The organism is Microbispora sp. H11081 (assembly GCF_012999535.1).
Taxonomy (GTDB): Bacteria; Actinomycetota; Actinomycetes; order Streptosporangiales; family Streptosporangiaceae; genus Microbispora.
In genome coordinates, this window is sequence record NZ_JABBWV010000015.1 from 140,775 (window position 1) to 164,523 (window position 23,749).

General features: G+C 70.6%; 21 protein-coding genes. 17 read left to right on the plus strand and 4 right to left on the minus strand.

Features of this window, described 5'->3' with window-relative positions; genetic code table 11:
• Window position 1: 1 nt before the first annotated feature.
• The 4 genes from HHX31_RS28605 to HHX31_RS28620 all read left to right on the plus strand — a co-directional run bounded on the left by HHX31_RS28605 (window position 2) and on the right by HHX31_RS28620 (window position 5,090).
• On the plus strand, window positions 2-1,123 hold the full coding sequence (locus HHX31_RS28605; RefSeq protein ID WP_169951984.1) for a citrate/2-methylcitrate synthase: 1,122 nt from the start codon (window positions 2-4) through the stop codon (window positions 1,121-1,123).
• A gap of 69 nt (window positions 1,124-1,192) precedes the next feature.
• On the plus strand, window positions 1,193-1,477 hold the full coding sequence (locus tag HHX31_RS28610) for a DUF3017 domain-containing protein (RefSeq protein WP_169951986.1): 285 nt from the start codon (window positions 1,193-1,195) through the stop codon (window positions 1,475-1,477).
• 107 nt (window positions 1,478-1,584) lie between these two features.
• Window positions 1,585-2,802, plus strand: coding sequence for an NADP-dependent isocitrate dehydrogenase (locus tag HHX31_RS28615; RefSeq protein ID WP_169951987.1), 1,218 nt, complete (start codon window positions 1,585-1,587; stop codon window positions 2,800-2,802).
• Window positions 2,803-2,990: 188 nt separating this feature from the next.
• Window positions 2,991-5,090 (plus strand): serine/threonine-protein kinase, encoded by a 2,100-nt coding sequence (locus HHX31_RS28620; RefSeq protein WP_169951989.1) that lies wholly within the window; start codon window positions 2,991-2,993, stop codon window positions 5,088-5,090.
• A gap of 24 nt (window positions 5,091-5,114) precedes the next feature.
• Here the strand turns inward: HHX31_RS28620 and HHX31_RS28625 are convergent, their stop codons facing one another.
• On the minus strand, window positions 5,115-5,654 hold the full coding sequence (locus tag HHX31_RS28625; protein ID WP_169951991.1) for a PadR family transcriptional regulator: 540 nt from the start codon (window positions 5,652-5,654) through the stop codon (window positions 5,115-5,117).
• A 55-nt stretch (window positions 5,655-5,709) separates the two neighbouring features.
• On the opposite strand from HHX31_RS28625, the gene HHX31_RS28630 reads away from it, so the two are divergent.
• Both HHX31_RS28630 and HHX31_RS28635 read left to right on the plus strand, forming a co-directional pair.
• A complete protein-coding gene (locus tag HHX31_RS28630; RefSeq protein WP_169951993.1) occupies window positions 5,710-7,149 on the plus strand; it encodes an MDR family MFS transporter in 1,440 nt (479 codons plus the stop codon).
• A gap of 142 nt (window positions 7,150-7,291) precedes the next feature.
• A complete protein-coding gene (locus HHX31_RS28635) occupies window positions 7,292-8,107 on the plus strand; it encodes a CARDB domain-containing protein (protein ID WP_169951995.1) in 816 nt (271 codons plus the stop codon).
• Window positions 8,108-8,159: 52 nt separating this feature from the next.
• Here HHX31_RS28635 and galE read toward each other — a convergent pair whose 3' ends face one another.
• Window positions 8,160-9,113 (minus strand): UDP-glucose 4-epimerase GalE, encoded by a 954-nt coding sequence (galE, locus tag HHX31_RS28640; RefSeq protein WP_169951997.1) that lies wholly within the window; start codon window positions 9,111-9,113, stop codon window positions 8,160-8,162.
• Between the two features lie 162 nt (window positions 9,114-9,275).
• Between galE and HHX31_RS28645 the strand changes: the two genes are divergently transcribed.
• The 3 genes from HHX31_RS28645 (at window position 9,276) to HHX31_RS28655 (ending at window position 12,693) form a co-directional block, all read left to right on the plus strand.
• The gene (locus HHX31_RS28645) at window positions 9,276-10,586 is read left to right on the plus strand and encodes a hemolysin family protein (protein WP_169951999.1); all 1,311 of its coding nucleotides are present in this window, start codon (window positions 9,276-9,278) and stop codon (window positions 10,584-10,586) included.
• Between the two features lie 58 nt (window positions 10,587-10,644).
• A complete protein-coding gene (gene trpS / locus HHX31_RS28650; protein ID WP_169952001.1) occupies window positions 10,645-11,658 on the plus strand; it encodes a tryptophan--tRNA ligase in 1,014 nt (337 codons plus the stop codon).
• A 72-nt stretch (window positions 11,659-11,730) separates the two neighbouring features.
• Window positions 11,731-12,693 (plus strand): YihY/virulence factor BrkB family protein, encoded by a 963-nt coding sequence (locus HHX31_RS28655; protein WP_249346846.1) that lies wholly within the window; start codon window positions 11,731-11,733, stop codon window positions 12,691-12,693.
• A gap of 15 nt (window positions 12,694-12,708) precedes the next feature.
• On the opposite strand, the gene HHX31_RS28660 is transcribed toward HHX31_RS28655, so the two are convergent.
• Entirely contained in the window at window positions 12,709-13,314 is a 606-nt protein-coding gene (locus tag HHX31_RS28660; protein ID WP_169952003.1) for a TetR/AcrR family transcriptional regulator, read from the minus strand.
• A gap of 121 nt (window positions 13,315-13,435) precedes the next feature.
• On the opposite strand from HHX31_RS28660, the gene HHX31_RS28665 reads away from it, so the two are divergent.
• A complete protein-coding gene (locus HHX31_RS28665; RefSeq protein WP_169952005.1) occupies window positions 13,436-14,296 on the plus strand; it encodes an SDR family oxidoreductase in 861 nt (286 codons plus the stop codon).
• Here HHX31_RS28665 and HHX31_RS28670 read toward each other — a convergent pair.
• Window positions 14,293-15,531, minus strand: coding sequence for a D-alanyl-D-alanine carboxypeptidase (locus HHX31_RS28670; protein WP_311932282.1), 1,239 nt, complete (start codon window positions 15,529-15,531; stop codon window positions 14,293-14,295). The two genes, HHX31_RS28665 and HHX31_RS28670, sit on opposite strands and share 4 nt — an antisense overlap.
• A 127-nt stretch (window positions 15,532-15,658) precedes the next feature.
• On the opposite strand from HHX31_RS28670, the gene HHX31_RS28675 reads away from it, so the two are divergent.
• The 7 genes from HHX31_RS28675 to HHX31_RS28705 all read left to right on the plus strand — a co-directional run bounded on the left by HHX31_RS28675 (window position 15,659) and on the right by HHX31_RS28705 (window position 23,739).
• Window positions 15,659-15,859, plus strand: a complete 201-nt coding sequence (locus tag HHX31_RS28675; RefSeq protein ID WP_211590447.1) for an SCO4848 family membrane protein — start codon at window positions 15,659-15,661, stop codon at window positions 15,857-15,859.
• Between the two features lie 65 nt (window positions 15,860-15,924).
• The gene (locus HHX31_RS28680; RefSeq protein ID WP_169952011.1) at window positions 15,925-17,097 is read left to right on the plus strand and encodes a glutamate--cysteine ligase; all 1,173 of its coding nucleotides are present in this window, start codon (window positions 15,925-15,927) and stop codon (window positions 17,095-17,097) included.
• Between the two features lie 234 nt (window positions 17,098-17,331).
• Window positions 17,332-18,573 carry an amidohydrolase gene (locus HHX31_RS28685; RefSeq protein WP_169952013.1) on the plus strand — a complete coding sequence of 414 codons (1,242 nt, stop codon included), beginning with the start codon at window positions 17,332-17,334 and terminating at the stop codon, window positions 18,571-18,573.
• A 133-nt stretch (window positions 18,574-18,706) separates the two neighbouring features.
• Window positions 18,707-19,735, plus strand: coding sequence for a BMP family protein (locus tag HHX31_RS28690; RefSeq protein ID WP_169952015.1), 1,029 nt, complete (start codon window positions 18,707-18,709; stop codon window positions 19,733-19,735).
• Between the two features lie 207 nt (window positions 19,736-19,942).
• Window positions 19,943-20,974, plus strand: coding sequence for a BMP family protein (locus tag HHX31_RS28695; protein ID WP_169952017.1), 1,032 nt, complete (start codon window positions 19,943-19,945; stop codon window positions 20,972-20,974).
• A 102-nt stretch (window positions 20,975-21,076) separates the two neighbouring features.
• Window positions 21,077-22,612, plus strand: coding sequence for an ABC transporter ATP-binding protein (locus HHX31_RS28700; protein WP_169952056.1), 1,536 nt, complete (start codon window positions 21,077-21,079; stop codon window positions 22,610-22,612).
• Window positions 22,609-23,739, plus strand: coding sequence for an ABC transporter permease (locus tag HHX31_RS28705; protein ID WP_169952019.1), 1,131 nt, complete (start codon window positions 22,609-22,611; stop codon window positions 23,737-23,739). Before HHX31_RS28700 ends, HHX31_RS28705 begins: the two co-directional genes overlap by 4 nt.
• Window positions 23,740-23,749 lie beyond the last annotated feature (10 nt).

Genomic DNA, 23,749 nt, shown 5'->3' on the forward strand with positions numbered 1-23,749 from the left:
CATGGCGGACAAGCCCACCAAAGGCCTCGCCGATGTCGTCGCCGCGTCCACCGCGATCAGCGACATCGACGGCAAGGCCGGTCGTCTCTTCTACCGGGGATACGACATCCACGACCTGGCCGGGCGCGCGACCTTCGAAGAGGTGGCCCACCTGCTCCAGTGCGGCACGCTGCCGACCCGCGAGCAACTCGCCGGCTACGGCGCGGAACTGGCCGCGGGTCGCACCCTGGGCGCGCTCGCCGAGAGCAACGTCTCCGAAATCGCGGCGAAACAGGCGCCCATGGAGGCGCTGCGCACGCTGGTCTCGCTGGGCAGCGCCGACGACCCTGACAAGGATTCCAACGCCGGCGACGCCAACCGCCGCAAGGCCGCCAGGCTCACGGCCCAGCAGCCGGTCCTTGTCGCCCGCTACCACGCGGCCAGGACGGGAGCGGACATCCCCGACCCGGATCCCGAGCTGAGCACGGCCGCGAACTTCCTGCTGCAGATCACCGGCCGCCGTCCCGAGCGGCGCGAGGCCGAGATCTTCGACACCTGCCTGGTGCTGCACGCCGACCACACGATGAACGCCTCGACGTTCGCCGCCCGCGTGTGCGCCGCGACGCTGTCCGACATGCACTCGGCGATCGTCGCCGCCATCGGCACGCTCAAAGGCCCCCTCCACGGGGGCGCGAACGAGCAGGTCATGCGTACGCTGGAAGCGCTGGACCCGAGCGGCGTCGCGCAGGCCGTAAGGGACAGGCTGGCGGCGGGCGAGAAGATCATGGGATTCGGGCACCGCGTCTACAAGACCGAGGACCCCCGGGCGACGCACCTGCGGAAGATGTCGCAGGAACTGGCCGAGGCCTCGGGCGACGACACCTATTACCGCATGTCGCGGGAGATGGAGGAGGTCGTCTTCGCGGAGAAGCGCCTGTATCCGAACGTGGACTTCTACGCGGCGACCGTCTACCACTATCTCGGCATTCCGACGGACCTGTTCACGCCTGTGTTCTCGGTCAGCCGGATGGCCGGGTGGACCGCCCACGTGATCGAGCAGCACGCCGACAACCGGCTGATCCGGCCGGACAGCGAGTACATCGGCGAGCGCGACCTCAAGTGGGCGCCCATCGACGAGCGGTGACAGCGCGGTGACGGACGAGACCGGCGGGAGGAACGCGCCGAGGACATCGGCGGCAGGCATGGGAGAGAAGTGAGAACGAGGGAGAGCACGGCCTGGGGGCCGTACCTGCTGGTGGCGGCGCCCGCCGCCGCGGGGCTGGCCGCGATCGGCCTGGGTGTGCCGGTGACCGCGGGTGGTGCGATCATGGGGTTCGGCTTTCTCTTCGGATCCCTGATCCGGGTGACGGTCTCCGCACGGCGGGCGGGCGCGCTCGCGGTGCGCAGCAGGCGGATGGACGCGCTCACGCTTGCGGTGTTCGGCGCGGCGCTCGTCACCGGCTCGCTGCTCATGCTGCTGCGGCTGCACGACTCGTAGGGACACGACCTCGTCGCGGACTTACCACACCCGTCCGATAGCCTCAACGGCCAGTGAGCCTCAAAAAGGACGTGCTGGCCAGTTAATTCAGAAGGGGAACCCCACGCATGCCCAAGATCAAGGTAGCGGGCCCAGTCGTCGAGCTCGACGGCGACGAGATGACCCGGATCATCTGGCAGTTCATCAAGGACCAGCTGATCCTTCCCTACCTCGACGTCGACCTGAAGTACTACGACCTCGGCATTGAGCACCGCGACGCCACCGACGACCAGGTGACGATCGACGCCGCCAACGCCATCAAGCAGTACGGCGTGGGCGTGAAGTGCGCGACCATCACGCCGGACGAGGCCAGGGTCGAGGAGTTCGGCCTGAAGAAGATGTGGAAGTCCCCCAACGGGACCATCCGCAACATCCTCGGCGGCGTCATCTTCCGCGAGCCGATCATCATGTCGAACATCCCGCGGCTCGTGCCGGGCTGGACCAAGCCGATCGTCGTCGGCCGTCACGCCTTCGGCGACCAGTACCGCGCGACCGACCTGAAGATCCCCGGTGAGGGCACGCTGACGCTGACCTTCACGCCGAAGGACGGCAGCGAGCCGATCGAGCTCAACGTCTTCGACTTCCCCGGCTCCGGCGTCGCCCTGGCGATGTACAACCTGGACGAGTCGATCCGCGACTTCGCCCGCGCCTCGATGCGGTACGGCCTCAACCGCGGCTACCCGGTCTACCTGTCGACCAAGAACACGATCCTCAAGGCGTACGACGGCCGGTTCAAGGACATCTTCGCCGAGGTCTACGAGACCGAGTTCAAGGCCGACTTCGAGGCCGCCGGGATCACCTACGAGCACCGCCTGATCGACGACATGGTGGCCGCCTCCCTGAAGTGGGAGGGCGGGTACGTGTGGGCGTGCAAGAACTACGACGGTGACGTCCAGTCGGACACGGTGGCGCAGGGCTTCGGCTCGCTCGGCCTCATGACCAGCGTGCTGATGACCCCCGACGGCCGCACCGTCGAGGCCGAGGCGGCGCACGGCACGGTGACCCGGCACTACCGCCAGCACCAGCAGGGCAAGCCGACCTCCACCAACCCGATCGCCTCGATCTTCGCGTGGACCCGCGGCCTGCAGCACCGGGGCAAGCTCGACAACCAGCCCGAGGTCATCGACTTCGCCGAGAAGCTGGAGCAGGTCTGCGTCGAGACCGTCGAGGGCGGCCAGATGACCAAGGACCTCGCGCTCCTGGTCGGCGGCGACGCCGAGTGGCTGACCACGCAGGACTTCCTCGCGGCGCTCGACGAGAACCTCAAGAAGAAGATGGGCCAGTAACACCCCTTCATCGGCGGGGGCCGTCCGGAGTGGTTCCGGGCGGCCCCTTTCCCGTTGCCGCGGGGCGGACCGCTCGCCGCTCCGTCACGACCTCCGGACGTCACGGCGCGGTCTCGGGCCGCGGAACAGCGGTGCCGGGGCCGTAAAGTTTTGGTGGCCGGTACTTTGCAGAATCGTGGGGAACGGGGATGCCGCAGATCGCGCCGCTACAACCGGGGGATCCGACCAGGCTCGGTCCCTTCGTGCTGTCGGGCCGTCTCGGCGAGGGCGGGCAGGGCGTGGTCTACCACGGCCAGGACCAGGCAGGCGAGCGGGCGGCGGTCAAGCTGCTGCACGTCAAGTTCTCCGGTGACGCCACCGCCAGGTCCCGCTTCGCCCGGGAGTTGCGCGCCGCCCAGCGCGTGGCGAGTTTCTGCACCGCCCGGGTGCTCGCGGCCGACCTGGAGGGCGACACGCCGTACATCGCGAGCGAGTTCATCGACGGTCGGTCGCTGCGCGAGACCGTCGACGCGGACGGGCCGCTGACCGGTCGCGCTCTGGAGCGCCTGGCGGTCGGCACCGCCACCGCGCTCACCGCGATCCACCAGGCGGGCATCGTCCACCGCGACTTCAAGCCGGACAACGTGCTGCTGGCCGTGGACGGCCCCCGGGTGGTGGACTTCGGCATCGCCAGGATCCTCGACTCGACCGCCACGATCACCAGCCGGGCGATCGGCACGCCGGCGTACATGGCGCCGGAGCAGATCTCCGGCGGGCTGGTCGGGCCGCCTGCCGACGTGTTCTCCTGGGCCGCCACGATCGCGTACGCCGCGACGGGGGACGTCGTGTTCGGCGGGACCTCGATCGCGGTCGTGCTCAACCGCATCCTCAACCACGACATCGACACCGGCATGCTGCCGGAGCCGCTCGGCGGCGTGGTCAGGGCGTGCCTGCGCAAGTCGCCTGACGAGCGGCCCACGGCCGACCGGATCCTGCTCAGCCTGCTGGGCCGCGCGGAGTCCGGCGACGCGTCGGCGGTCGTGCTGTCGGAGGGGGCCGCGCACGCGGCGGACCCCGAGGCCGCGCGGTTCGCACACACGGGGCAGGGACGCGTCGGGGCGACCGCCACGGGCCCTCTGACGTCCGGCGGCGGACGGACCGGAGGCGGCGCGCCCGCCGGGAACGCCACGTGGACCGGCGCCGGACCTTGGACGGGGACCGCAGGGCCCACCGGGAACGCGGGGCCCACGGGGCCCGGCGCGCCGGCCGGGGCGTCCCCGGCGTTCTCCCCGTCGTCCGGCCCCACCGACCCGAGGCCCACCGACCCGAGGCTCAGCGACCCGAGACCCGCCGGGCCAGGCATGCCGGTCGGGTCCGGGCCGGGGCGGCGCCGCCGGAAGGGCCCCCTCTTCGGCGCGATCGCGGCCGTGATCGCCGTCGTGGCCGCCGTGGGCACGTTCCTGGTCGGCAAGACAGGTCTCGGGTTCGGCGAAACGCCCTCGGAGAGCGGCTCGGGCGACGCCACCGTCGCGCCGCGATCCCCCCGGCCCAGCACGACGTACGCCTCGGTGTACGACAAGGCGCTGAAGACCAGACGGCTGACGATCGGGGTGCGGGGAGACGTGCCCGGGGTCGCCCTGCAGCAGGGCGACGGTTTCCGCGGTTTCGACGTGGACGTCGCCACGTTGATCGCCAAGAGCCTCAAGGTGCCCGCGACGGGGATCACGTTCCGCAGGCTGGGCGTCGGCGACCGGGTGCGGGCGCTGGCCGACGGCAGCGTGGACATGGTCGTGGCGACCTACTCCTACGACGACAACCGGGGCGACTCCGTCACGTTCGCCGGGCCGTACTACGCGGCGCACGCCGACGTGCTCGTGCTTTCTGGTTCGCGCATCAAGAAGCTCGAGGACCTGGCCGGACGCCGGATGTGCTCGCCCAGCGGCGGCGGCGTCGCCCGGCTCGTCGCGGACAAGGTGGAGGTCGAGCAGGTGCCGGTGGGCGACTACGCCGAGTGCATGAACCTGCTGACCAGGGGCGAGGTCGACGCGGTCCCCGGCGACGACCTGATCATCGCGGGCTTCGCCAACCGGGTGGCGAGCCTGAAGCTGTCGGTGCTCGGCCTGCGGCTGACCGACCAGCGCTACGCCGTCGGCCTGCCGAGGAAGGACGTGCGCACCTGCGAGGCCGTGACGGACGCGATCGGCCGCATGTACGACGACGGCACGATGAAGGCCCTGCTGCGCAAGCACTTCGGCAACGTCGACTTCGACACCGAGCGGGACGCGCCGCGCGCCCTCGCCTGCGGCTGAGCCCTCCGGCCGGCGCGGAGGAGGTCAGGCCCGGCGCCCGATCGCGGCGATCGTGTCGTTCGCCCACGCGAGGGTCGTGCGGGTCTGCCGGATGCCGAGGTCCAGGGCGAGGTTGCCGAACCTGACGCCGGTGGTCGCCCCCTCGGGGACCGGCGACGCGTGCTTGACCGCGTGGAGGGCCTCCAACTCGGCCAGTTTGCGCTCCGTGTACGCCCTCAGCCGCTCCAGGACGGCCAGCGCCTCACCGGGATCGAGCAGCGGGAGCAGGAACGCCTGGAGCGCGACCTCGTTGCGCGCCGGACCCGTGGGGTCGTGCGAGATCAGCCAGGCGCGCAACTCGGCGCCGCCCTCGGGGGTGATCGCGTAGATCTTGCGTCCCCGGGCGCCCTCCGCCTCGACCGTCACGAGCCCGTCCGCGGTCATCTTGGCCAGCTCGGGATAGATCTGGCTGTGCCCGGCCTGCCAGACGTGGGCCACCGATCTTTCGAACGACTTGGCCAGGTCGTAGCCGCTCGCCGGGCCGTATGCCGTCAGAAGACCGAGAAGAGCCATGCGCAGGGACATGCCTCCACTCTATATCTGGATTGACATGTAAGAACTTACATGTCACTTTCGACATATGCGATCCAGAGACGGACTCCTGTTGTTCGCCGTGCTCGGCGGCATGTTCCTGGCGATGCTCGACCAGACGATCGTCGGCACCGCGCTGCCGGCGATCACCGCCGAGATGGGCGGCAGCGGCCTCTACACCTGGGTCGTGACCGCCTATCTCCTCACCTCGACCGTCACCGTCCCGCTCTACGGCCGGCTGTCCGACGCGTACGGGCGCAAGCCGCTCCTGCTGATCGGGGTGGTCCTGTTCCTGCTCGGCTCGATCCTGTCCGGGGCGGCGCAGAGCATGGAGCAGCTCATCGCCTTCCGCGGCGTGCAGGGGCTCGGCGCGGGCGCGCTGCTGCCGCTGTCGCTGGCGCTGGTGATGGACCTGTTCCCGCCGGAGCGCAGCGGGCGGGTGCAGGGCGCGCTCGGCGGCGTGATGGCGTTGAGCTACATCGCGGGACCGTTCCTCGGCGGGCTTCTCACCGACCACGCGAGCTGGCGCTGGGCCTTCTACGTGAACGTCCCCATCGGCGCCGTCCTCGTCGCCATCATCGTGTGGCGGCTGCCGTACCGGCCGGGACACGGCGGGGCACGGCCCGACTACCTGGGCATCGCCGTGTTCAGCGCCGCGATCAGCGCGCTGCTCGTCGGCCTGACCGAGAAGGGGATCGACGGCCACACCTGGACGAGCGGGCCGGTCGCGGGGCCGATCGGCGCGTCTCTTGCGCTGCTCGCGGTGTTCGTCCTCGTCGAGCGGCGGGCCGCCGAGCCGATCGTGCCGCTCCACCTGTTCGCGAACCGCACGTACTCGCTGGTCAACGTCGCGTCGTTCTTCACCGCGTTCTGCATGTACGCCGGCGTGGTCTTCCTGCCGCGCTACTTCCAGGAGGCGCACGGCCTGAGCGCCACCTCCTCCGGGCTGCACATCTACCCCCTGATGCTGGCGATGGTCGTGGGCAGCGCGGTCACCGGCGCGCTGATCTCGCGGACGCGCCGCTACAAGCCGTGGCTGGTGATAGCGCCGTTCTTCCTGGTCGCGGGCTCGGCGCTGTGCGCGAACCTCGCGGTCGGCACCCCGACCCCGATGCTCGTCGCGTGGATGGCGCTGATCGGGCTCGGGATGGGGCCGATGCTGTCCGGGCTCACCGTGGCGGTCCAGTCGTCCGTGCCGTACGGGTACATCGGCACGGCCAGCGCCAACCTGACCTTCTTCCGGCAGATCGGCGGCTCGGTAGCGCTGGCCCTCGCCGGCACGGCGTACACGTCGGTGGTGACGCGGGAGGCTCCGGCGCACGGCCTGCCCGCGGCCCACGCCGCCGCGACCGCGACCGTCATGCCCTGGCTCGGGGTCGTGGGGGCGGTCGTCGCCCTCCTCGCGCTCGCGCTGCTGCCGCGGGGCGGCGTGCGGACCGGCGGGCCCGAGCCGCGACAGGACGTGAGTCGCGGCTTGAGCACCGTGTGAGGCGGGCGGTGACTCCGGTACGGCGGCGTGTCGGACGGTGCGCGGGCCCCGTCGGGCACGGTTGAATTGATCTCAAGCGTTCGGGGGAGCGGCAGTGGGTCGTAGGGTCGTCACGGGGTTGGTCTGTGTTTTCGTCGCCGGTGTGCCGCAACCGGTGCTCGCCTTCTCCGGGGAGACGCCCCGGCCGGCGCCGGTGAAGGATCAGTGGGGCACGGCCGACCTCGACGTCGGCATCACCGCCTCGCCGCGGGTGGCGCAGCCGGGGCAGCCGCTCACCTACCGCGTCACCGTGCACAACAAGGGCCCGGGGGACGCCGTGCTGCCGACCCTGCGGGTGCGGCTGCCCAAGGACTTCCAGGTCGTCAACGTCGGCGTGGCGGAGTGCGAGCCCGGCGGGGCGCGCAACCGGGTCGTCTGCCACTCGTCCGACGACGTCCTGCCCGGCGGCTCGGGCGACATGACGATCACGGGGGTCGTCGCGCCGGGCGCGCACGGCCCGCTGCGGGCGCGGGCCGACCTCACCTCAGAGGTGATCGACCAGGACGAGACCGACAACACGGCCGAGGCCGTGACCAAGGTCGACGAGGGGGCCGATCTGGCGATGCGGTTCCGCTCCTCGACCAGGTTCACCCGTCCAGGCCACTGGTTCTCCGTACGGGCGGAGGTGCACAACCGGGGGCCGCGCGTCGTACGGGACGCCTACGTGTTCTTCCAGCCGCGCGAGGCCCGGCTGGAGTCGGCGAGGGGCGGGCGCTGCCGGGGGAACCGCCAGTTCGTGGGGTGTTCGCTGCCGCCGATCAGGTCGGGGTCGCGCGGGCTGCTGGAACTGGTCTTCCGGGTGCCGTCCCGGGCCTCCCACGCCGTGGCCACGATGGCGACCGTCTACTCACGCCGTTACGGCGACCGCCGGCCGGCCAACAACAAGGCGAGCGTCCGCGTGGCCCTGCGCCGCGCCTGATTCCCGCGCCTTATCCCGCGCCTGATTCGCGCGGACCTGATCCGCACGGGCCTCAGGCGGGTTTCGCGCAGGCGGCCCAGGCGTCGGCGACCATGTCCCGCAGCGTCGGGTGGACCGGCTTCCAGCCCAGCTCCCGCTGGATCTTCTCCGAGGACGCCACCAGGATGGCAGGGTCACCGGGACGGCGGGGTCCGACGGTCGTCGGGATGGAGTGCCCGGTCACCTCGCGGCAGACCTCCACGACCTCCTTGACGGAGAAGCCCGTGCCGCTGCCGAGGTTGTAGATCCGGTGCTCGCCGGGGGCGCAGGCGTCCAGGGCGAGCAGGTGCGCCTGGGCGAGGTCGGCGACGTGGACGTAGTCCCGGACGCAGGTGCCGTCGGGCGTGGGGTAGTCGGCGCCGAAGACGCCGACCGACTCGCGCTCCCCGAGCGCCACCTTGAGGACGTTGGGGATCAGATGGGTCTCGACCGTGTGCCGCTCGCGGAACTCGCCGTACGCTCCCGCGACGTTGAAGTAGCGCAGGCTGACCGCGCCGAGGCCGTACATCCCGGCGAAGGCGGTGAGCGCGGTGTCCACGGCGAGTTTGGACGCGCCGTACGGGTTGCCGGGGCGGGTGGGGTCGGTCTCGACGATGGGCGTGCGCTCCGGCTCGCCGTAGACGGCCGCGGTGGAGGAGAACACGATCCGGTCCACCCCGGTCTGCCGCATCGCGTCGAGCAGCGCCAGCGTGCCGCCGAGATTGTGCGACCAGTACAGCCCCGGCCGCTCGACCGACTCGCCCACCAGCGACTTCGCCGCGAAGTGGAGCACGGCGTCGAACCCGTCGGCGAGCACGCCGGCCGCCTCGGTGATCGACGCCTGCACGAACGAGGCGCCCGGCGGCACCGCGTCCGCGTGCCCGGTCGACAGGTCGTCGAGCACCGTCACCCGGTGTCCCTCTTCCAGGAGTCGCGCCGCCACGACGCTGCCGATGTAGCCGGCGCCACCAGTAACCAGCAGCTTCACCGTTTGCTCCTGTTTGTTCTTGTTGGATTATGTACGTCCCTGGCCTAGCTTACGCGCTTCCCATAGGGAGCGGGTTAAATGCCACCAGTACCGCAATCTCTGCGCGTCACGGGGGACGCGACGACCGGCCTGGCACGCCTGACACCCGAACGGACTTATGACGTGAGCAACGTCGCGGTGACCATCGCCCTGGTCCTGCTGTTCATCCTGATCGGCGGATTCTTCGCCGCGGCCGAGATGGCGATGGTCTCGCTGCGGGAGAGCCAGATCCGCCGCCTGAGCCGCGAGGGACGCCGCGGCGCGCGGGTGCAGAAGCTCGCCCGTGACCCCAACCGCTTCCTGTCCGCCATCCAGGTCGGGGTGACCGTGGCGACCGTGCTGTCGGCCGCGCTCGGCGCCGACGCGCTGGGCCCGCGGTTCGCCCCGGTGCTCGAGTCGTGGGGCATGCGCGCGAGCGTGGCCGCGCCCGTCGCGTTCGTGGTTGTCACCATGACCATCTCGTACGTCACGCTGGTGCTCGGCGAACTGGCGCCCAAGCGGCTCGCCCGGCAGCGGGCGGAGAGCCTGTCGCTCATGAGCGCCCCGCTGCTCGACCGGATCGCGACGCTGTCGAGGCCGGTGATCTGGCTGCTGTCCAAGTCGACCAACGGCGTCGTACGGCTGCTCGGCGGCAACCCGTCCGCCGACAGGGCGGCCATGACCACCGAGGAACTGCGCGACATGGTGGTGGGCCACACGGACCTCACCCAGGACGAGCGCGACGTGATCGCCGAGGTGTTCGCGGCGGGCAAGCGGCAGCTCAGGGAGGTCATGCTGCCCCGCACCGAGGTCGAGTTCATGGCGGCGGACACCCCGCTCGCCGAGGCGGCCGTGCTCGCCGCCGCCATGCCGCACTCCCGGTTCCCCGTCTACCGCGACACCTACGACGACGTCATCGGGTTCGTCCATGTGCGCGACCTGCTCGACCCGGTCCGCACCGGGCGGCTGGAGCCGATCAGCGAGGTCGTGCCGATTCGCCCGGTCAAGCTCGTGCCCGCGAGCAAACGGGTCCTCGCCACGCTCGCGGAGATGCGAGACGAGGGCCACCACCTCGCCATCGTCGTGGACGAGTACGGCGGCACCGACGGCATCGTGACGCTGGAGGACCTGGTCGAGGAACTCGTGGGCGACATCCGCGACGAGTACGACGAGAGCGCCGACGCCGTACGGATGATCGCCGGGGACGTCGAGGTCGAGGGGCTGGTCAACCTGGACGAGTTCCACGCGCAGACGGGCGTGCGGCTGCCCACCGGGCCGTACGAGACCCTGGGCGGTTACGTCATGGCCGCCCTCGGCCACCTGCCCCAGCGCGGCGAGGTCGCCGAGGCGCCGGGCGTCAGGCTGACCGTGACCGAGATGGACGGCCGCCGCGTCTCCCGCGTCCGCGTCACCCGCGACTCCCCGGAGGACCCGGCGCCGCAGGCGACCGGCTGAGCGGAGCGCCGCGCGGCGTCTGTCGCGGGCAGCCCGCGACTGCTGACAGAATTGCCGTATGGCTCTCGCGCGCGTCCTGTCCGGCATCCAGCCCACCGCCGACTCGTTCCACCTGGGCAACTATCTCGGCGCCATCCGTCAGTACGTCGCGCTGCAGGACACCCACGAGGCCTTCTTCTTCATCGCCGACCTGCACGCGCTGACCGTCACCCCCAAGCCCGAGGAGCTGCGCCGGCGCACCAGGGTCGCCGCCGCCCAGTTGTTCGGCGCCGGGCTCGACCCGGAGCGCGCCGCGGTCTTCGCGCAGAGCCAGGTGCGCGAGCACAGCGAGCTCGCCTGGTATCTGATCTGCCAGACCGGCATGGGCGAGGCCGGGCGGATGACCCAGTTCAAGGACAAGTCCGCGCGGTACGGCGAGAGCGCGGCCAGCGTCGGCCTGTTCACCTATCCCATCCTCCAGGCGGCCGACATCCTGATCTACCAGGCCGACCAGGTGCCGGTCGGGGTGGACCAGAAGCAGCACCTGGAGCTCAGCCGCGACCTCGCGCAGCGCTTCAACAGCCGCTACGGCCAGACGTTCAAGGTGCCGAGCCCGTACATCCTGAAGGAGGTCGAGAAGATCACCGACCTCCAGGACCCGACCGCGAAGATGTCCAAGTCGTCGTCGAGCCCGCAGGGCATCCTCGACGTGCTGGAGGAGCCGAACGTCCTGCGCAAGAAGGTCATGCGCGCGGTGACAGACACCGGCAGCGAGGTCGTCGCCGACGAGGAGAACAAGCCGGGCGTCACCAACCTGCTGCGGATCCTGTCCGCGCTGACCGGCACGCCGATTCCCGAGCTGGAGGCGCGGTTCGCCGGGCAAGGGTACGGCGCTTTCAAGAAGGAGGTCGCGGAGGCCGTCCTCGAGACGTTCTCCCCGATCAGGGAGCGCACGGAGAAGCTGCTCGCCGACGAGGCCGAGCTCGACCGCCTGCTGGCCGCGGGCGCCGCCCGCGCCCGCGTGGTAGCCCGCGAGACGATGGAGCAGGTCCGCGAGCGCCTCGGCCTTCTGCCCACGCCGCACTTCGAGTGAGCCGTGCCTGAGACGGCGCCGGACCGCCTCCGGTGCTGGCATCGGGACGCCTTCTCCGGGTAGACAATGCCGATGGGGATGGCGTTGGTCGACCAGGTCACGCGGCGCGTCGACGCGGTCCGCGCGTGGGGCCGGATGCGGATCGAGCGCGACCGGATCCGCTTTCTCTGGTTCGACCACCTGATCAGGACCGTGCAGCGTTACCAGGTGCAGGCGGGGGACCGGCTGGCCGGCGCGATCACCTACTTCGCGTTCCTGTCGTTCTTCCCCGTGATCGCGCTGGCGTTCGCCCTGTTCGGGTACGTCGTGACGATCCGCCCGGACGCGCTCGCCACTCTCACCGAGGCGATCAACGGCCAGCTTCCCGGGCTCGCCGACCAGCTCCACATCGACCAGCTCGCCGGGGCCAGGGCCCAGGCCGGGCTGATCGGCCTGCTCGGCGTGCTCTACGCCGGGCTGGGCGCCATGGACGCCCTGCGCGGGGCCCTGCGCACCATCTGGATGACCTGCGAGCCGCCGCTCAACTACTTCCTCGGCAAGCTCCGCGACATCGTCGCGCTCGTGCTCATGGGCGTCGCCGTGCTGATCTCGGTGATCGCGAGCGGGTTCGCGACCGGCGCCACGAGCACGGTCGCCGGGTGGCTCGGCCTTGGTTCATCCCCGCTGGCCGGCGCGGGGGTCTGGGTCGCCGGGCTGGCCGCGAGCCTCGTCGCCGACCTGCTGCTCTTCCTGGTCGTCCTCGGCTGGCTGGCCAAGCCGTCGCAGCCGTTCCTCGTCGTGCTCAAGGGCGCGCTGCTGGGCGCGGCCGGTTTCGGCGTGCTCAAGCAACTCGCGGCGCTGATCCTGGCCGGCACCCTGCGCAACCCGGTGTACGGCACGTTCGCGGTGGTCGTGGGGCTGCTGCTGTGGATCAACCTGTCGGCCCGGGTCGTCCTCTACGCCGCCGCGTGGACGGCGACGGCCACGCTTGGCCCGCCGCCCGAGCCCACCCCGCTCCCGTCGCACGCGATCACGCCCACGACCGGCCCCGCCTGACCTGCCGATGCGCCCCTAACGGGGGCGCAATCCGTGGAGCGCGGTCTCCACGACCGTGTCGGCGTACTCGGGGGTGAGCGGGCCGCCGCGCTGGAGCCATCGGTTGAGCAACGGTCCCCACAGCATCTCGATCGCGACGTCCAGGTCGAGGTCGCCGGACAGCTGCCCGGCCCGCTGCGCGCTGCGCAGCCGCTCCTTCTTCAGCTCCTTCATCGGCCGGTCGAGCCGTTCCGCGTACGCGGCGGCGAGCGCGGGGTCGTGCAGGATCTCCGTGTTGAGCGCGCGCATCGGCTCGTCGTATCGCGGGTCGTTCAGCTCGGCGACCGTTGCGCGCAGGACCGTCTTGAGGTCGGCCTCCAGGTCGCCGGTGTCGGGCAGGGCGGGCGAGTCGTCCTCTCCCTCGGAGAGCATGAGGAACGCGTCGAAGAGCACCGCTCCCTTGGAGGGCCACCAGCGGTAGATGGTCTGCTTGCCGACCCCGGCCCGGGCGGCGATGCCCTCGATGCTCAGCTTGGCGTAACCGACCTCGCCGACGAGCTCGAACGCCGCGGTGAGGATGGCCCGCCGCGAGGACTCGCTGCGGCGTCTGGCGCCTGAGGCCGCGCCGCTCTGTGCCGTCATGGGCCAGAACCTACCAGAAGCGAGACGAGACGATCCGTCTTGACAAGGATTCGGGGCGCCGCCATGATTGGCCAATCGAGACGATACGTCTCGTTTCATTGAGGTAGCGAATGGAGTGTCCATGCGTACGACGACCGCCGCTTCGGGACGGGTCTGGTTCATCACCGGTGCGGGGCGGGGGCTCGGACGGGCGTTCACCAGAGCCGCTCTCGACAACGGCGACCGGGTGGCCGCCGCGACCAGGACCGTGGCGCCGCTGGAGGACCTGGCCGCCGAGCACGAGGACAGGCTGCTCGTGCTCCCTCTGGACGTCACCGACCGTGCGGCGGTCCACGCCGCGGTCGACCGGGCGACCGAGCGCTTCGGCCGGCTCGACGTCGTGGTGAACAACGCCGGGATCATGTCCATGGGGATGATCGAGGAGTTCACCGAGGCCGAGGCCCGGGCCCAGATGGAGACCAACTTCTTCGGCGCGCTGTGGGTCAGTCAGGCCGTCCTGCCCGTTCTGCGCGCCCAGAGGTCCGGGCACATCGTGCAGATCTCCAGCATCGGAGCGCTGGGGGGCTTCCCCACCACGGGGCTGTACAGCGCGAGCAAGTTCGCGTTGGAGGGCATGAGCGAGGCCCTGGCGATGGAGGCCGCGCGGTTCGGGGTGAAGGTCACCATCGTCGAGCCCGGCGGCTACTGGACGGACCTGTACACGAGCATGACCGCGACCACGCCACTGCCCGACTATGCCGAGCTACGGGCCGAGCTGGAGAAGCAGTGGGCCGAGGGATCGGTGGACAGCGATCCCCGGCTGGCCGCCGAGGCCGTGCTGAAGCTCGTCGGCAGCGACGATCCTCCGTTGCGGCTGCTGCTGGGCGGCACGGTCTACGACCTGGCCTTCGACGTCTCCCGGCGGCGCATGGAGACGTGGGCCCGCTGGGAGGACGTCAGCCGCGCGGCCGAGCACCCCATCCCCGCCCCTCCCGGGCTCTAGTCGGCCGCCTCGCCGGGCGTCCCGCGGCGCCGGCGCAGGCCGTACGCGCCGGCGGCGAGGACGACGAGGGCGCCGCCGCCGATCAGCAGGGGAGTGGTCGCGCCGGAGCGCTTCGCGGCGGGATCCTCGCCACGCGCGCCCGCAGCCGCCGGGGCCGCGCCGGGCGTCGGAGAGGCGGGCCGTACGGCCAGGGGGGAGGACGAGGGCTTGGGGTCGGGCACGGGCGGGACCAGCCGGCCCACCGGCGTCGCCTTGCCCCTCGCGGCGAAGCCCCAGTCGAGCAGCTTGGAGACCTCCTCCCAGAAGCCGCCGGGGTGATGCATGATCGCTACGATGACGGTGTGGCCGTCGCGCCTGGCCGCGCCAACGAAGCTGCCCAGGGCCTTGGACGTCCAGCCGTTCTTGACGCCGAGCATGCCCTTGTAGCGTCCGAGGAGCCGGTTGTGGTTGGCCATCTCGTAGTAGGTGGGCCGGGGGGACTCGCTGGCCTCGGAGTCGTCCCTGCGCTTCTTCTTCTTGTCCTTCTTGAGGTAGTCCTTCGGCGCGGGGAACTTGGCGACCTTCGTGCTGACGTACTCGCGGAAGTCCGGCAGCGCCAGCCCGGCCCGCGCGATCAGCGCGAGGTCGTAGGCCGAACTGCGCTGGCCAGGCGCGTCCAGGCCGTTCGGCGTCTTGGCCACCGTGTCGTACGCCTGGAGCCTGCGGGCTTCCTTGTTCATGTCCGCGAGCGTCTTCTTCAGGCCGCCGTTGGCCTCGGCGAGCGCGATCGCCGCGTCGTTGCCGGAGACCATGAGCAGCGCCCGCATGAGGTCGTCGACCTTGTAGATCGGCTCGGGGACGATGCCGACGGCGCTGCCCTCCACGTTGCAGGCCTCCTCGCTCGGCTTGACCTTGCGGTTCTTGTCGAGCTTGGGGATCAGCGTGACGGCCGTCAGCGTCTTGAGCGTGCTCGCGGGCAGGTAGTGCCCATGCGGGTCCTTGGCCGCGAGTACCTGGCCGGTTTCCGCGTCGGCGATGACGTACGACGAGGCCTCGGTCTTGGGCGGGGCCTTGACCCCCGAGGGGGCGATGATCCCGCGGCCGGCGAGCAGGTCGCCGCCGACGGTGCCGTTCCCCGTGCCGTTCTCCGTCACGGCCGTGCCGGTCGCCCGCGGCGCCAGGTCGGGCACGGCCCGCGCGCCCGCGGGGGGAGGGGCGCAGAGCAGCGACGTCGTCAACACCCCCGCCGTGGTCACGGCAGCGGCAAGGACACGATGGTTCGTCCGCATAGGTGGCTCAGCCTAGCCTCGACTGCCTTCGCATGAGGCGACATATGCCCCATATGCCACGCAGCCACGCCGGGGGGCCGCCGATACTGTGAGCATGACTAGACGGGTATCGGTATTTCTCGTGGCGGTCGCCGCGTTCATGATCTTCGAATGGATCAATCTGGGCTTCAACCTCGCCGACGGGCATGAGACGTCTTTCTACGTCGTCCACGGCGTGCTCGTCGCGGTGAACATCCTCCTGGCTCTGGCGCTCGGCGCCGTCGGCGTGCGGGGATGGAAGAGGGGTAGGGCGTGAGCTAGAACGACCTTGTCCGGTGTGACCTGAGTGGCCACAGGGACCGAACGTGACGGAGGCAGGCTTTGGCGATCGACTTCAATCCCTCGCGTGGCGCGACGCTCGGCGTGGAGTGGGAGCTTCAGCTCGTCGACAGGCACACGCGTCATCTCCGCCAGGACGCCAAAGAGGTGCTCGCCGCGGTGCCCGACCTCAGCGAGGGGCAGCGGCCCAAGGCGATGCACGAGCTGATGCAGTCGCAGATCGAGATCGTCACGGACGTCTGCCACACGGTGGCGGAGGCGGTGCAGGACCTGAGGAAGAGCCTCGGGCGGCTGGCCGAGGCCGTCGAGCCGCGCGGCATCGGGCTCGCCTGCACGGGGACCCACGCGATCAGCGACTGGCGCGACGCCGTCTACGCGCCCAACCAGCGCTACGTGGAACTGGTCGAGGACCTGCAGTGGCTCGCCTGGCGGATCCAGACGTTCGGCGTGCACGTCCACGTGGGGGTCAAGGAGCGGGACAAGGTCATCCCGATCGTCAACGCGCTCGCGGCGTACCTGCCGCACTTCCTCGCGCTCACCTCCTCCAGCCCCTACTGGGGCGGGCAGGACACCGGGCTGGCGTCGAGCCGGGCCATCGTCTTCGGCTCGCTGCCCACGGCCGGGCCGCCGCACCTGCTCGCGGACTGGGCCGAGTTCGAGGAGTACATGGACACGCTGCTGCGGGCGGGCACGATCCGCAGCATCAAGGAGGTGTGGTGGGACATCCGGCCGCATCCCGACTTCGGCACGATCGAGATCAGGATGTTCGACGGGATCCCGACGCCGCGCGAGGTGGGCATGGTGACCGCGCTGTGCCAGAGCCTGGTGCAGCAGTTCGACCAGCAGATCGACCGGGGCTACACGCTGCCGCATCCCGCGCCGTGGGTCGTGCGCGACAACAAGTGGCGGGTCACGAGGTACGGCCTCGACGCGGACGTCATCACCGACGACCGTGGCTCCACGGCGCCGGTCCGCGACGTATTGTATGAACTTCAGCGTGAACTCGAACCGGTCGCCGAGCGGCTCGGCTGCGCCGACGAACTGGCGGTCGTGACCGAGGTGCTGGAGCAGGGCAGCTCGTCCGAGCGCCAGCGGGCGATCCTCGCCGACGGAGGGACCCTCCAGGACGTGGTCGACGCCACGCTCATCGAACTCGCGGAGGACAGGTTCGTGACCTCGAACCCCAACCGCGAAAGCGGACAATCGGGCACCTGACTGGGTAGGGCCTGATATGTCGAGCATGGGTGCCTGAGGTCTCACAACGTATGGAGTCCGGTGTAAATACTGGGCAATCCGCCGTCTCAGAGGCCCGAGGCGTGAAAGGATTGTGAATGAAGGGTCGGTGGAGGCGAGACGCCCGCTCGGCCCTTTTGGGCTTTTCTGTGACTTTTCGTGATCATATGGGCCGGCGACCCGTGGCGGGACGGCTCGCCGGAGGAGGGAAGTTCCGTGACCACCTCATCGAAGCTCGCAGCGCCGGACGCGGCCGTGCCGGGAAGTAACGACCTGGCCGGGCAACTGGCGGAGTTCCTTCGCGAGCACAACGATGAGCTGATCGAGTTCCGGCGCGACGTGCACGCGCACCCGGAGATCGCCTTCAGCGAGCATCGCACCACCGAGAAGATCGCTGAGCGGCTGACGGACGCCGGGCTCACCCCGCACCCGCTGTCGCGCGGCACCGGCCTTTGGGTGGACTTCGGCCGGGACGAGGGGACCACGGTCGCCCTGCGCGCCGACATCGACGCGCTGCCCATGGAGGACGAGAAGGACGTCCCCTACCGCTCCACGAACTCCAACGCGTGCCACGCCTGCGGTCACGACGTGCACACGGCGATCGTCATCGGCGCGGGGCTGTTCCTCGCGTCGCAGGCCGACGCGGGCGCGCTCCCCGGACGGGTGCGGCTGATCTTCCAGCCCGCCGAGGAGGTCGCGGGCGGCGCGCTGGAGGTCATGCGCGACGGCGGCCTGAACGAGGTCGACCGCATCTTCGCGGTGCACTGCGACCCGCGTCTCGACGTCGGCAGGGTCGGCCTGCGCACCGGCCCGATCACCGGGTCCTGCGACAGCCTGCGCATCCGCGTGGCCGGCCCCGGCGGGCACACGGCCCGGCCGCACCTGACCGTGGACCTCGTCTACGCGCTCAGCAAGATCGTCACGGAGCTGCCGGCCGCGCTGTCCCGCCGGGTGGACCCCCGCTCCAGCCTCAGCCTCGTGTGGGGCCAGATCTCCGCGGGCTCGGTCGCCAACGCGATCCCGGACGTCGGGGTCGCCCAGGGCACCGTCAGGTCGCTCGACGAGGATGCCTGGCACCAGGCCCCCGACCTGGTCAAGGCCCTGCTCGACTCGGTCGCGGGCGCGTACGGCGTCGACGCGGAGATCGACTACCGGCGCGGCACTCCCCCCACGGTGAACGAGGCCACCAGCATCCAGATGCTGCACGACGCGGTCACCCAGATCGTGGGCGACGGGGCGGCCGTGCCCACGGCGCAGAGCCTCGGCGGCGAGGACTTCTCCTGGTACCTCGAGTCGGTGCCCGGCGCGCTCGCCCGGCTGGGCACCCGGCCGGTGGGGGCCGTCGACGAGGTCGACATCCACCGGCCGCAGTTCGACGTCGACGAGCGGGCGATCGGGATCGGCGTGAAGGTCCTCGCCGCCACGGCGCTGACCGCGCTGTGGGGCGGCGCCCGCTGACGCGCGCCGTACGCGCTGACCTGCTCCTTTCCGGATGGAATCCGTCAGAGGTTCGCTGCGGCGCGTTTCTCCGCCGAGGCGCGGCGGGTATCGCGGACAGTGGGGTCACGGTCACCCTGCTGAGGAGGTCCGATTGCGGGCGTTCCGTGCGGTGACGGCGGGCGCAGTCGCCGCGACCGTCGCCGTCGCCGCCGGGTGCGGCGGCGGGGCGGACACCGCGCAGCCACACACCCGGCCGCTGATGGTCGGGCTGGCCTTCGACGTCGGCGGACGGGGCGACAGGTCCTTCAACGACGCCGCGGCGGCCGGGATCGACGAGGCCCTGCGCAACATGAGGGGCATGCGGGTCAAGGAGGTGCCGGCCGAGCGGGGCGAGCCCGCCGGCCGGAAGGTGGAACGGGTGCGGGCGCTCGCCAAGGCGGGCTACGACCCCGTCATCGCCGTCGGCGAGTCGTACGCTCCGGCGCTGAGGCTCGTCGCCCCGCGCTTCCCCCATACGCGTTTCGCCATCCTGGACGATCCTGCCGTGTCGGGCCCCAACGTCACGAACCTGCTGTTCGCCGAGGAGCAGGGCTCGTTCCTGATGGGCGCGGCGGCGGCGATGACATCGCGCACCGGCGACGTCGGCTTCGTCGGGGGCGAGCGCTCCGCCCCGGCCAGGAGGCTGGAGGCCGGCTACGTCCAGGGCGTGAAGCATGTGAACCGGCGGGCGCGGATCAGGATCGCCTATGTCGGCGGCCATCACGATCTCGGCGGAGCCGAGAACCCGGAGAGGGCGCACGGGGCCGCACGGCGCATGTGCCGCGCGGGCTCCGACGTGATCTACCAGGTGGACGCGGCCTCGGGGGCGGGCGTGTTCCGCGCGGCCAAGGAGGCCGGGGTGTGGGCGATCGGCTCCGGTCACGACCACGCCTTGAGCGCCGACCCGGCGGTGCGCGGCGCGATCTTGACCTCGATGGTCAAACGCCTCGACGTCGCGGTCTACGACTACCTCGCCGACGTCGAGGACGGCACCGTCACCAGCGGCCCGGTGACGTACGACCTGAAGCTCGGAGGCGTCGACTACAGCCTCACCGGCGGTCACATCAAGGGCATCCAGCCCCGCCTGGAGCAGCTCAAGCAGGAGATCATCCACGGCCGGTTCAAAGTTTCCCCAGGCTGACGCGCCGGTCACGGTGTGGCGTGGTCTCAATAACGGACATGTTGCGGACTGCGGTGCGGGTTTGGTCTATGCAGGTCAAACAACTATCTTCCGTGCAGGGTTGCCGTGCGTTCCTGCGTGCGTGCGACGAGAGTCTGACGGGCGGGGAACGGAAGGGGAGTCACGACCTTGCTCCACAATCGAATTAGCAGACTGGCCGCCGCCACCATGGGAGGCGCCTTGCTCATGGCCGCCGCCGCGTGCGGCGGTGGCGACGACGCCTCCACCACGACCGAGGCCTCGGCCGGCGCGTCCTCCGCGCCCGCCGCCGCTCAGGCCAAGGTGGGCCTGGCGTACGACATCGGCGGCCGTGGCGACGGATCCTTCAACGACGCGGCCGCGGCCGGCCTGGACAAGGCCGTGTCGGAGCTCAAGGTCGAGAAGAAGGAACTCGAGGCGACCGCGGGCGAGACCGACGCCCAGAAGGAGGAGCGGCTGCGCCTGCTCGCCTCCGGCGGCTACAACCCGGTCATCGCGGTGGGCTTCGCCTACTCCGCTCCGGTGGCGAAGGTCGCCGCGGAGTTTCCCGACGTCAAGTTCGCCATCGTGGACGACGACGCCGCGAAGGGCGACAACATCACCAACCTGATGTTCGCCGAGGAGCAGGGCTCGTTCCTGGTGGGCGTCGCGGCGGCGCTCAAGTCGGAGAAGGGCAACGTCGGCTTCGTGGGCGGCGTCGACGTGCCGCTGATCCACAAGTTCGAGGCGGGCTTCGAGGCCGGTGCCAAGGCCGTCAAGCCGGACATCAAGCTCCAGAGCAAGTACCTCACCCAGCCGCCGGACTTCAGCGGCTTCGGTGACCCGGCCAAGGGCAAGACGGCCGCGCAGGGCATGTACGACGCAGGCGCGGACGTGGTCTACCAGGCGGCCGGCGGTTCCGGCGCGGGCGTCTTCGAGGCCGCCAAGGCCGCGAAGGCGACGGCCATCGGCGTCGACTCCGACCAGGCGGCGCTCCCGGCGTACGCCGACTTCAAGGACGTGATCATCACCTCGATGATCAAGAAGGTCGACGTGGCGGTCTTCGACTTCCTGCAGAGCTACTCCACCGGCGCGGTGAAGGCCGGTCCGGCGATCTACGACCTCAAGGCGGGCGGTGTGGACTACTCCACGACCGGCGGCAAGGTCGACGACATCAAGTCGAAGATCGACGAGTACAAGCAGAAGATCATCAACGGCGAGATCACGGTCCCGACGTCCTGACCTGGGTAAATCGAGGGGCCCGGGGGCACCCGCCCCGGGCCCTTTGCTCTACTCTCACTACCACTCGACCGATACCGGGCACTCCGCGAGGAGGAGGCCGACATTACCGCCGCGACCGTTACGGAACCCGCAGTAGAGCTCACGGGAATCACCAAGAGATTCCCGGGCGTCGTCGCCAACAGCGACATCCACCTCCGCGTCTCCCGAGGGCACATCCACGCCATCGTCGGTGAGAACGGCGCGGGGAAGTCCACCCTGATGAAGATCCTGTACGGGATGCAGCGTCCAGACGAGGGTGAGATCCGCGTCGAGGGGACGCCTGTGGGCTTCCGCACCCCGGCCGACGCCATCGCCGCCGGCATCGGCATGGTCCACCAGCACTTCATGCTGGCCGACAACCTGACGGTGCTGGAGAACGTGGTCCTCGGCAGCGAGCCGCGCCGCGGCGGCCTCGCCCTCGACTTCGCCGCCGCGCGGAAGAAGATCAAGGAGATCTCCGACGCGTACGGCCTGGGCGTGCGGCCCGACGTGCCGGTCGAGGACCTCGGGGTCGGCGACCGCCAGCGGGTGGAGATCCTGAAGGTGCTCTACCGGGGCGCCCGCATCCTGATCCTGGACGAGCCGACCGCCGTGCTCGTGCCCCACGAGGTCGAGGAACTGTTCGACAACCTGCGCGGCCTGGTCCGCGAGGGGCTGACCATCCTGTTCATCTCCCACAAGCTGGACGAGGTGCTGCGGGTCGCCGACGAGATCACCGTCATCCGGCGCGGCACCACCGTGGCGACCGTGGGCCCCAAGGACGTGACCTCCCGCAAGCTCGCCGAACTCATGGTCGGCAGCGAACTGCCCAGCCCCGAGACCCGCGAGTCGACCGTCACCGACGTCGTCGCCCTGTCCGTACGGGACCTGACCGTGCGCACCGGCGACGGGCGGCCGGTGGTCGAGAACGTGAGCTTCGACATCCACAAGGGCGAGGTGCTCGGCATCGCGGGCGTCGAGGGCAACGGCCAGGCCGAACTGGTCGAGGCGATCATGGGCATGCGCCCCTGCGAGGTGGGCGCGCTCACCCTCGGCGGCGCCGACATCTCCCACTGGTCGACCCTGAAACGGCGCGCGGGCGGCATCGGCTACATCCCCGAGGACCGGCACAGGCACGGCCTGCTGCTGGAGTCACCGCTCTGGGAGAACCGCATCCTCGGCCACCAGACCCGCAGGCCCAACGTCAAGGGCCCATGGATCGACCGCTCAGGCGCGCGGGCCGACACCCGGCGCATCGTCGAGGAGTACGACGTGCGCACCCCCGGCATCGACGTGGACGCGGCCACGCTGTCCGGCGGCAACCAGCAGAAGCTCATCGTCGGGCGGGAGATGAGCGGCGATCCCGTGCTGCTCATCGCCAGCCACCCCACCCGCGGCGTGGACATCGGCGCGCAGGCGGCGATCTGGGACCACCTGCGCACCGCGCGCGCCGCCGGGCTGGCCGTGCTGCTGATCTCGGCGGACCTGGACGAGCTGATCGGGCTGTCCGACACGCTCAAGGTCATCCTGCGCGGCAGGATCGTCGCCGACGTCGATCCCGCGAACGCGACCCCCGAGCAACTGGGCTCGGCGATGACCGGCGCCGGGGAGGGCGTATGAACGGGTTCGTCGACCGGCTGCTCGGCCGGGTGCGCCTCGGCGGCTGGCTCGGCGTCGCCGCGCCGGTCATCGCGGTCGTCTTCGCGGTGCTCATCACCTCGGGGGTCCTGCTCGTCGCGGGCAAGGATCCGATCGAGGCGTTCACCACCCTCGCGGACTACGGCACCCAGCCGCGGTCGATGGCCATGATCCTCAACACCGGGGTCATGTACTACATCTCCGCGCTCGCGGTCGCCGTCGGCTTCCGGATGAACCTCTTCAACATCGGCGTGGACGGCCAGTATCGCCTCGCAGCCGTGGTCGCCGCCGCCGTCGGCGGCGCCGCCGTGGTCCCCGGCGTGCTCAACATCGTCCTCGTGGTGGTCTCCGCGGTGGTCGTCGGCGCGCTGTGGGCCGCGATCGCGGGCCTGCTCCGGGTCTACCGGGGCGTGAGCGAGGTCATCTCGACCATCATGCTGAACGCCATCGCGACGGGCCTCGGGGCGTGGCTGGTCAGCGAGCACTTCGGCGTGCTGACCGGCAACGACCTCGGCACCCGGCCGATCCCCGACGACGCGCACATGCCGGGCATCCCGCTCATCGCCGGCACGCCGGTGCTGGTCAACGGGTTCATCGTGGTCGCGGTCCTGCTCGGGATCGCGTACTGGCTGGTGCTCAACCGCACCCGGTTCGGCTTCGAACTGCGGGCGACCGGCAAGTCCGAGACCGCGGCGGTGGCGAGCGGCGTCAGCGTCAAGAAGATGATCGTCGTCACGATGGTCATGTCGGGAGCCGTCGCCGGTCTGATCGGCATGCCGGAACTGCTCGGCGCCTCCTACAAGTACAGCAACAACTTCCCGGCCGGCCTCGGCTTCACCGGCATCGCGATCGCCCTGCTCGGCCGCAACAACCCGGTCGGCATGGCGGTCGGCGCGCTGCTGTGGAGCTTCCTGGAGAACTCGTCCAACCAGCTCCAGCTGCTCGACATCTCCAAGGAGATCGTCCAGATCATGCAGGGGGTCATCGTGCTCTCGGTGATCATCGCGTACGAGCTGGTCCACCGCTACCGGATCGTGGCCGAGCAGCGCCGGGTCAGCAGGGAGCTGGCCGCCCCTGCGGAGCCGCCGAAGGCGGAGGCGGCGGTATGAGGCGCCCGGA

What these genes read in the sequence shown, in the direction of transcription:
- HHX31_RS28605 (WP_169951984.1), top strand. Translation starts at nt 2, where the DNA reads ATGGCGGACAAGCCCACCAAAGGCCTCGCCGATGTCGTCGCCGCGTCC.
- HHX31_RS28615 (WP_169951987.1), top strand. Translation starts at nt 1,585, where the DNA reads ATGCCCAAGATCAAGGTAGCGGGCCCAGTCGTCGAGCTCGACGGCGAC.
- HHX31_RS28620 (WP_169951989.1), top strand. Translation starts at nt 2,991, where the DNA reads ATGCCGCAGATCGCGCCGCTACAACCGGGGGATCCGACCAGGCTCGGT.
- HHX31_RS28625 (WP_169951991.1), bottom strand. Translation starts at nt 5,654, where the DNA reads ATGTCCCTGCGCATGGCTCTTCTCGGTCTTCTGACGGCATACGGCCCG.
- HHX31_RS28630 (WP_169951993.1), top strand. Translation starts at nt 5,710, where the DNA reads ATGCGATCCAGAGACGGACTCCTGTTGTTCGCCGTGCTCGGCGGCATG.
- trpS (WP_169952001.1), top strand. Translation starts at nt 10,645, where the DNA reads ATGGCTCTCGCGCGCGTCCTGTCCGGCATCCAGCCCACCGCCGACTCG.
- HHX31_RS28655 (WP_249346846.1), top strand. Translation starts at nt 11,731, where the DNA reads ATGGGGATGGCGTTGGTCGACCAGGTCACGCGGCGCGTCGACGCGGTC.
- HHX31_RS28660 (WP_169952003.1), bottom strand. Translation starts at nt 13,314, where the DNA reads ATGACGGCACAGAGCGGCGCGGCCTCAGGCGCCAGACGCCGCAGCGAG.
- HHX31_RS28665 (WP_169952005.1), top strand. Translation starts at nt 13,436, where the DNA reads ATGCGTACGACGACCGCCGCTTCGGGACGGGTCTGGTTCATCACCGGT.
- HHX31_RS28675 (WP_211590447.1), top strand. Translation starts at nt 15,659, where the DNA reads ATGACTAGACGGGTATCGGTATTTCTCGTGGCGGTCGCCGCGTTCATG.
- HHX31_RS28695 (WP_169952017.1), top strand. Translation starts at nt 19,943, where the DNA reads ATGGGAGGCGCCTTGCTCATGGCCGCCGCCGCGTGCGGCGGTGGCGAC.
- HHX31_RS28705 (WP_169952019.1), top strand. Translation starts at nt 22,609, where the DNA reads ATGAACGGGTTCGTCGACCGGCTGCTCGGCCGGGTGCGCCTCGGCGGC.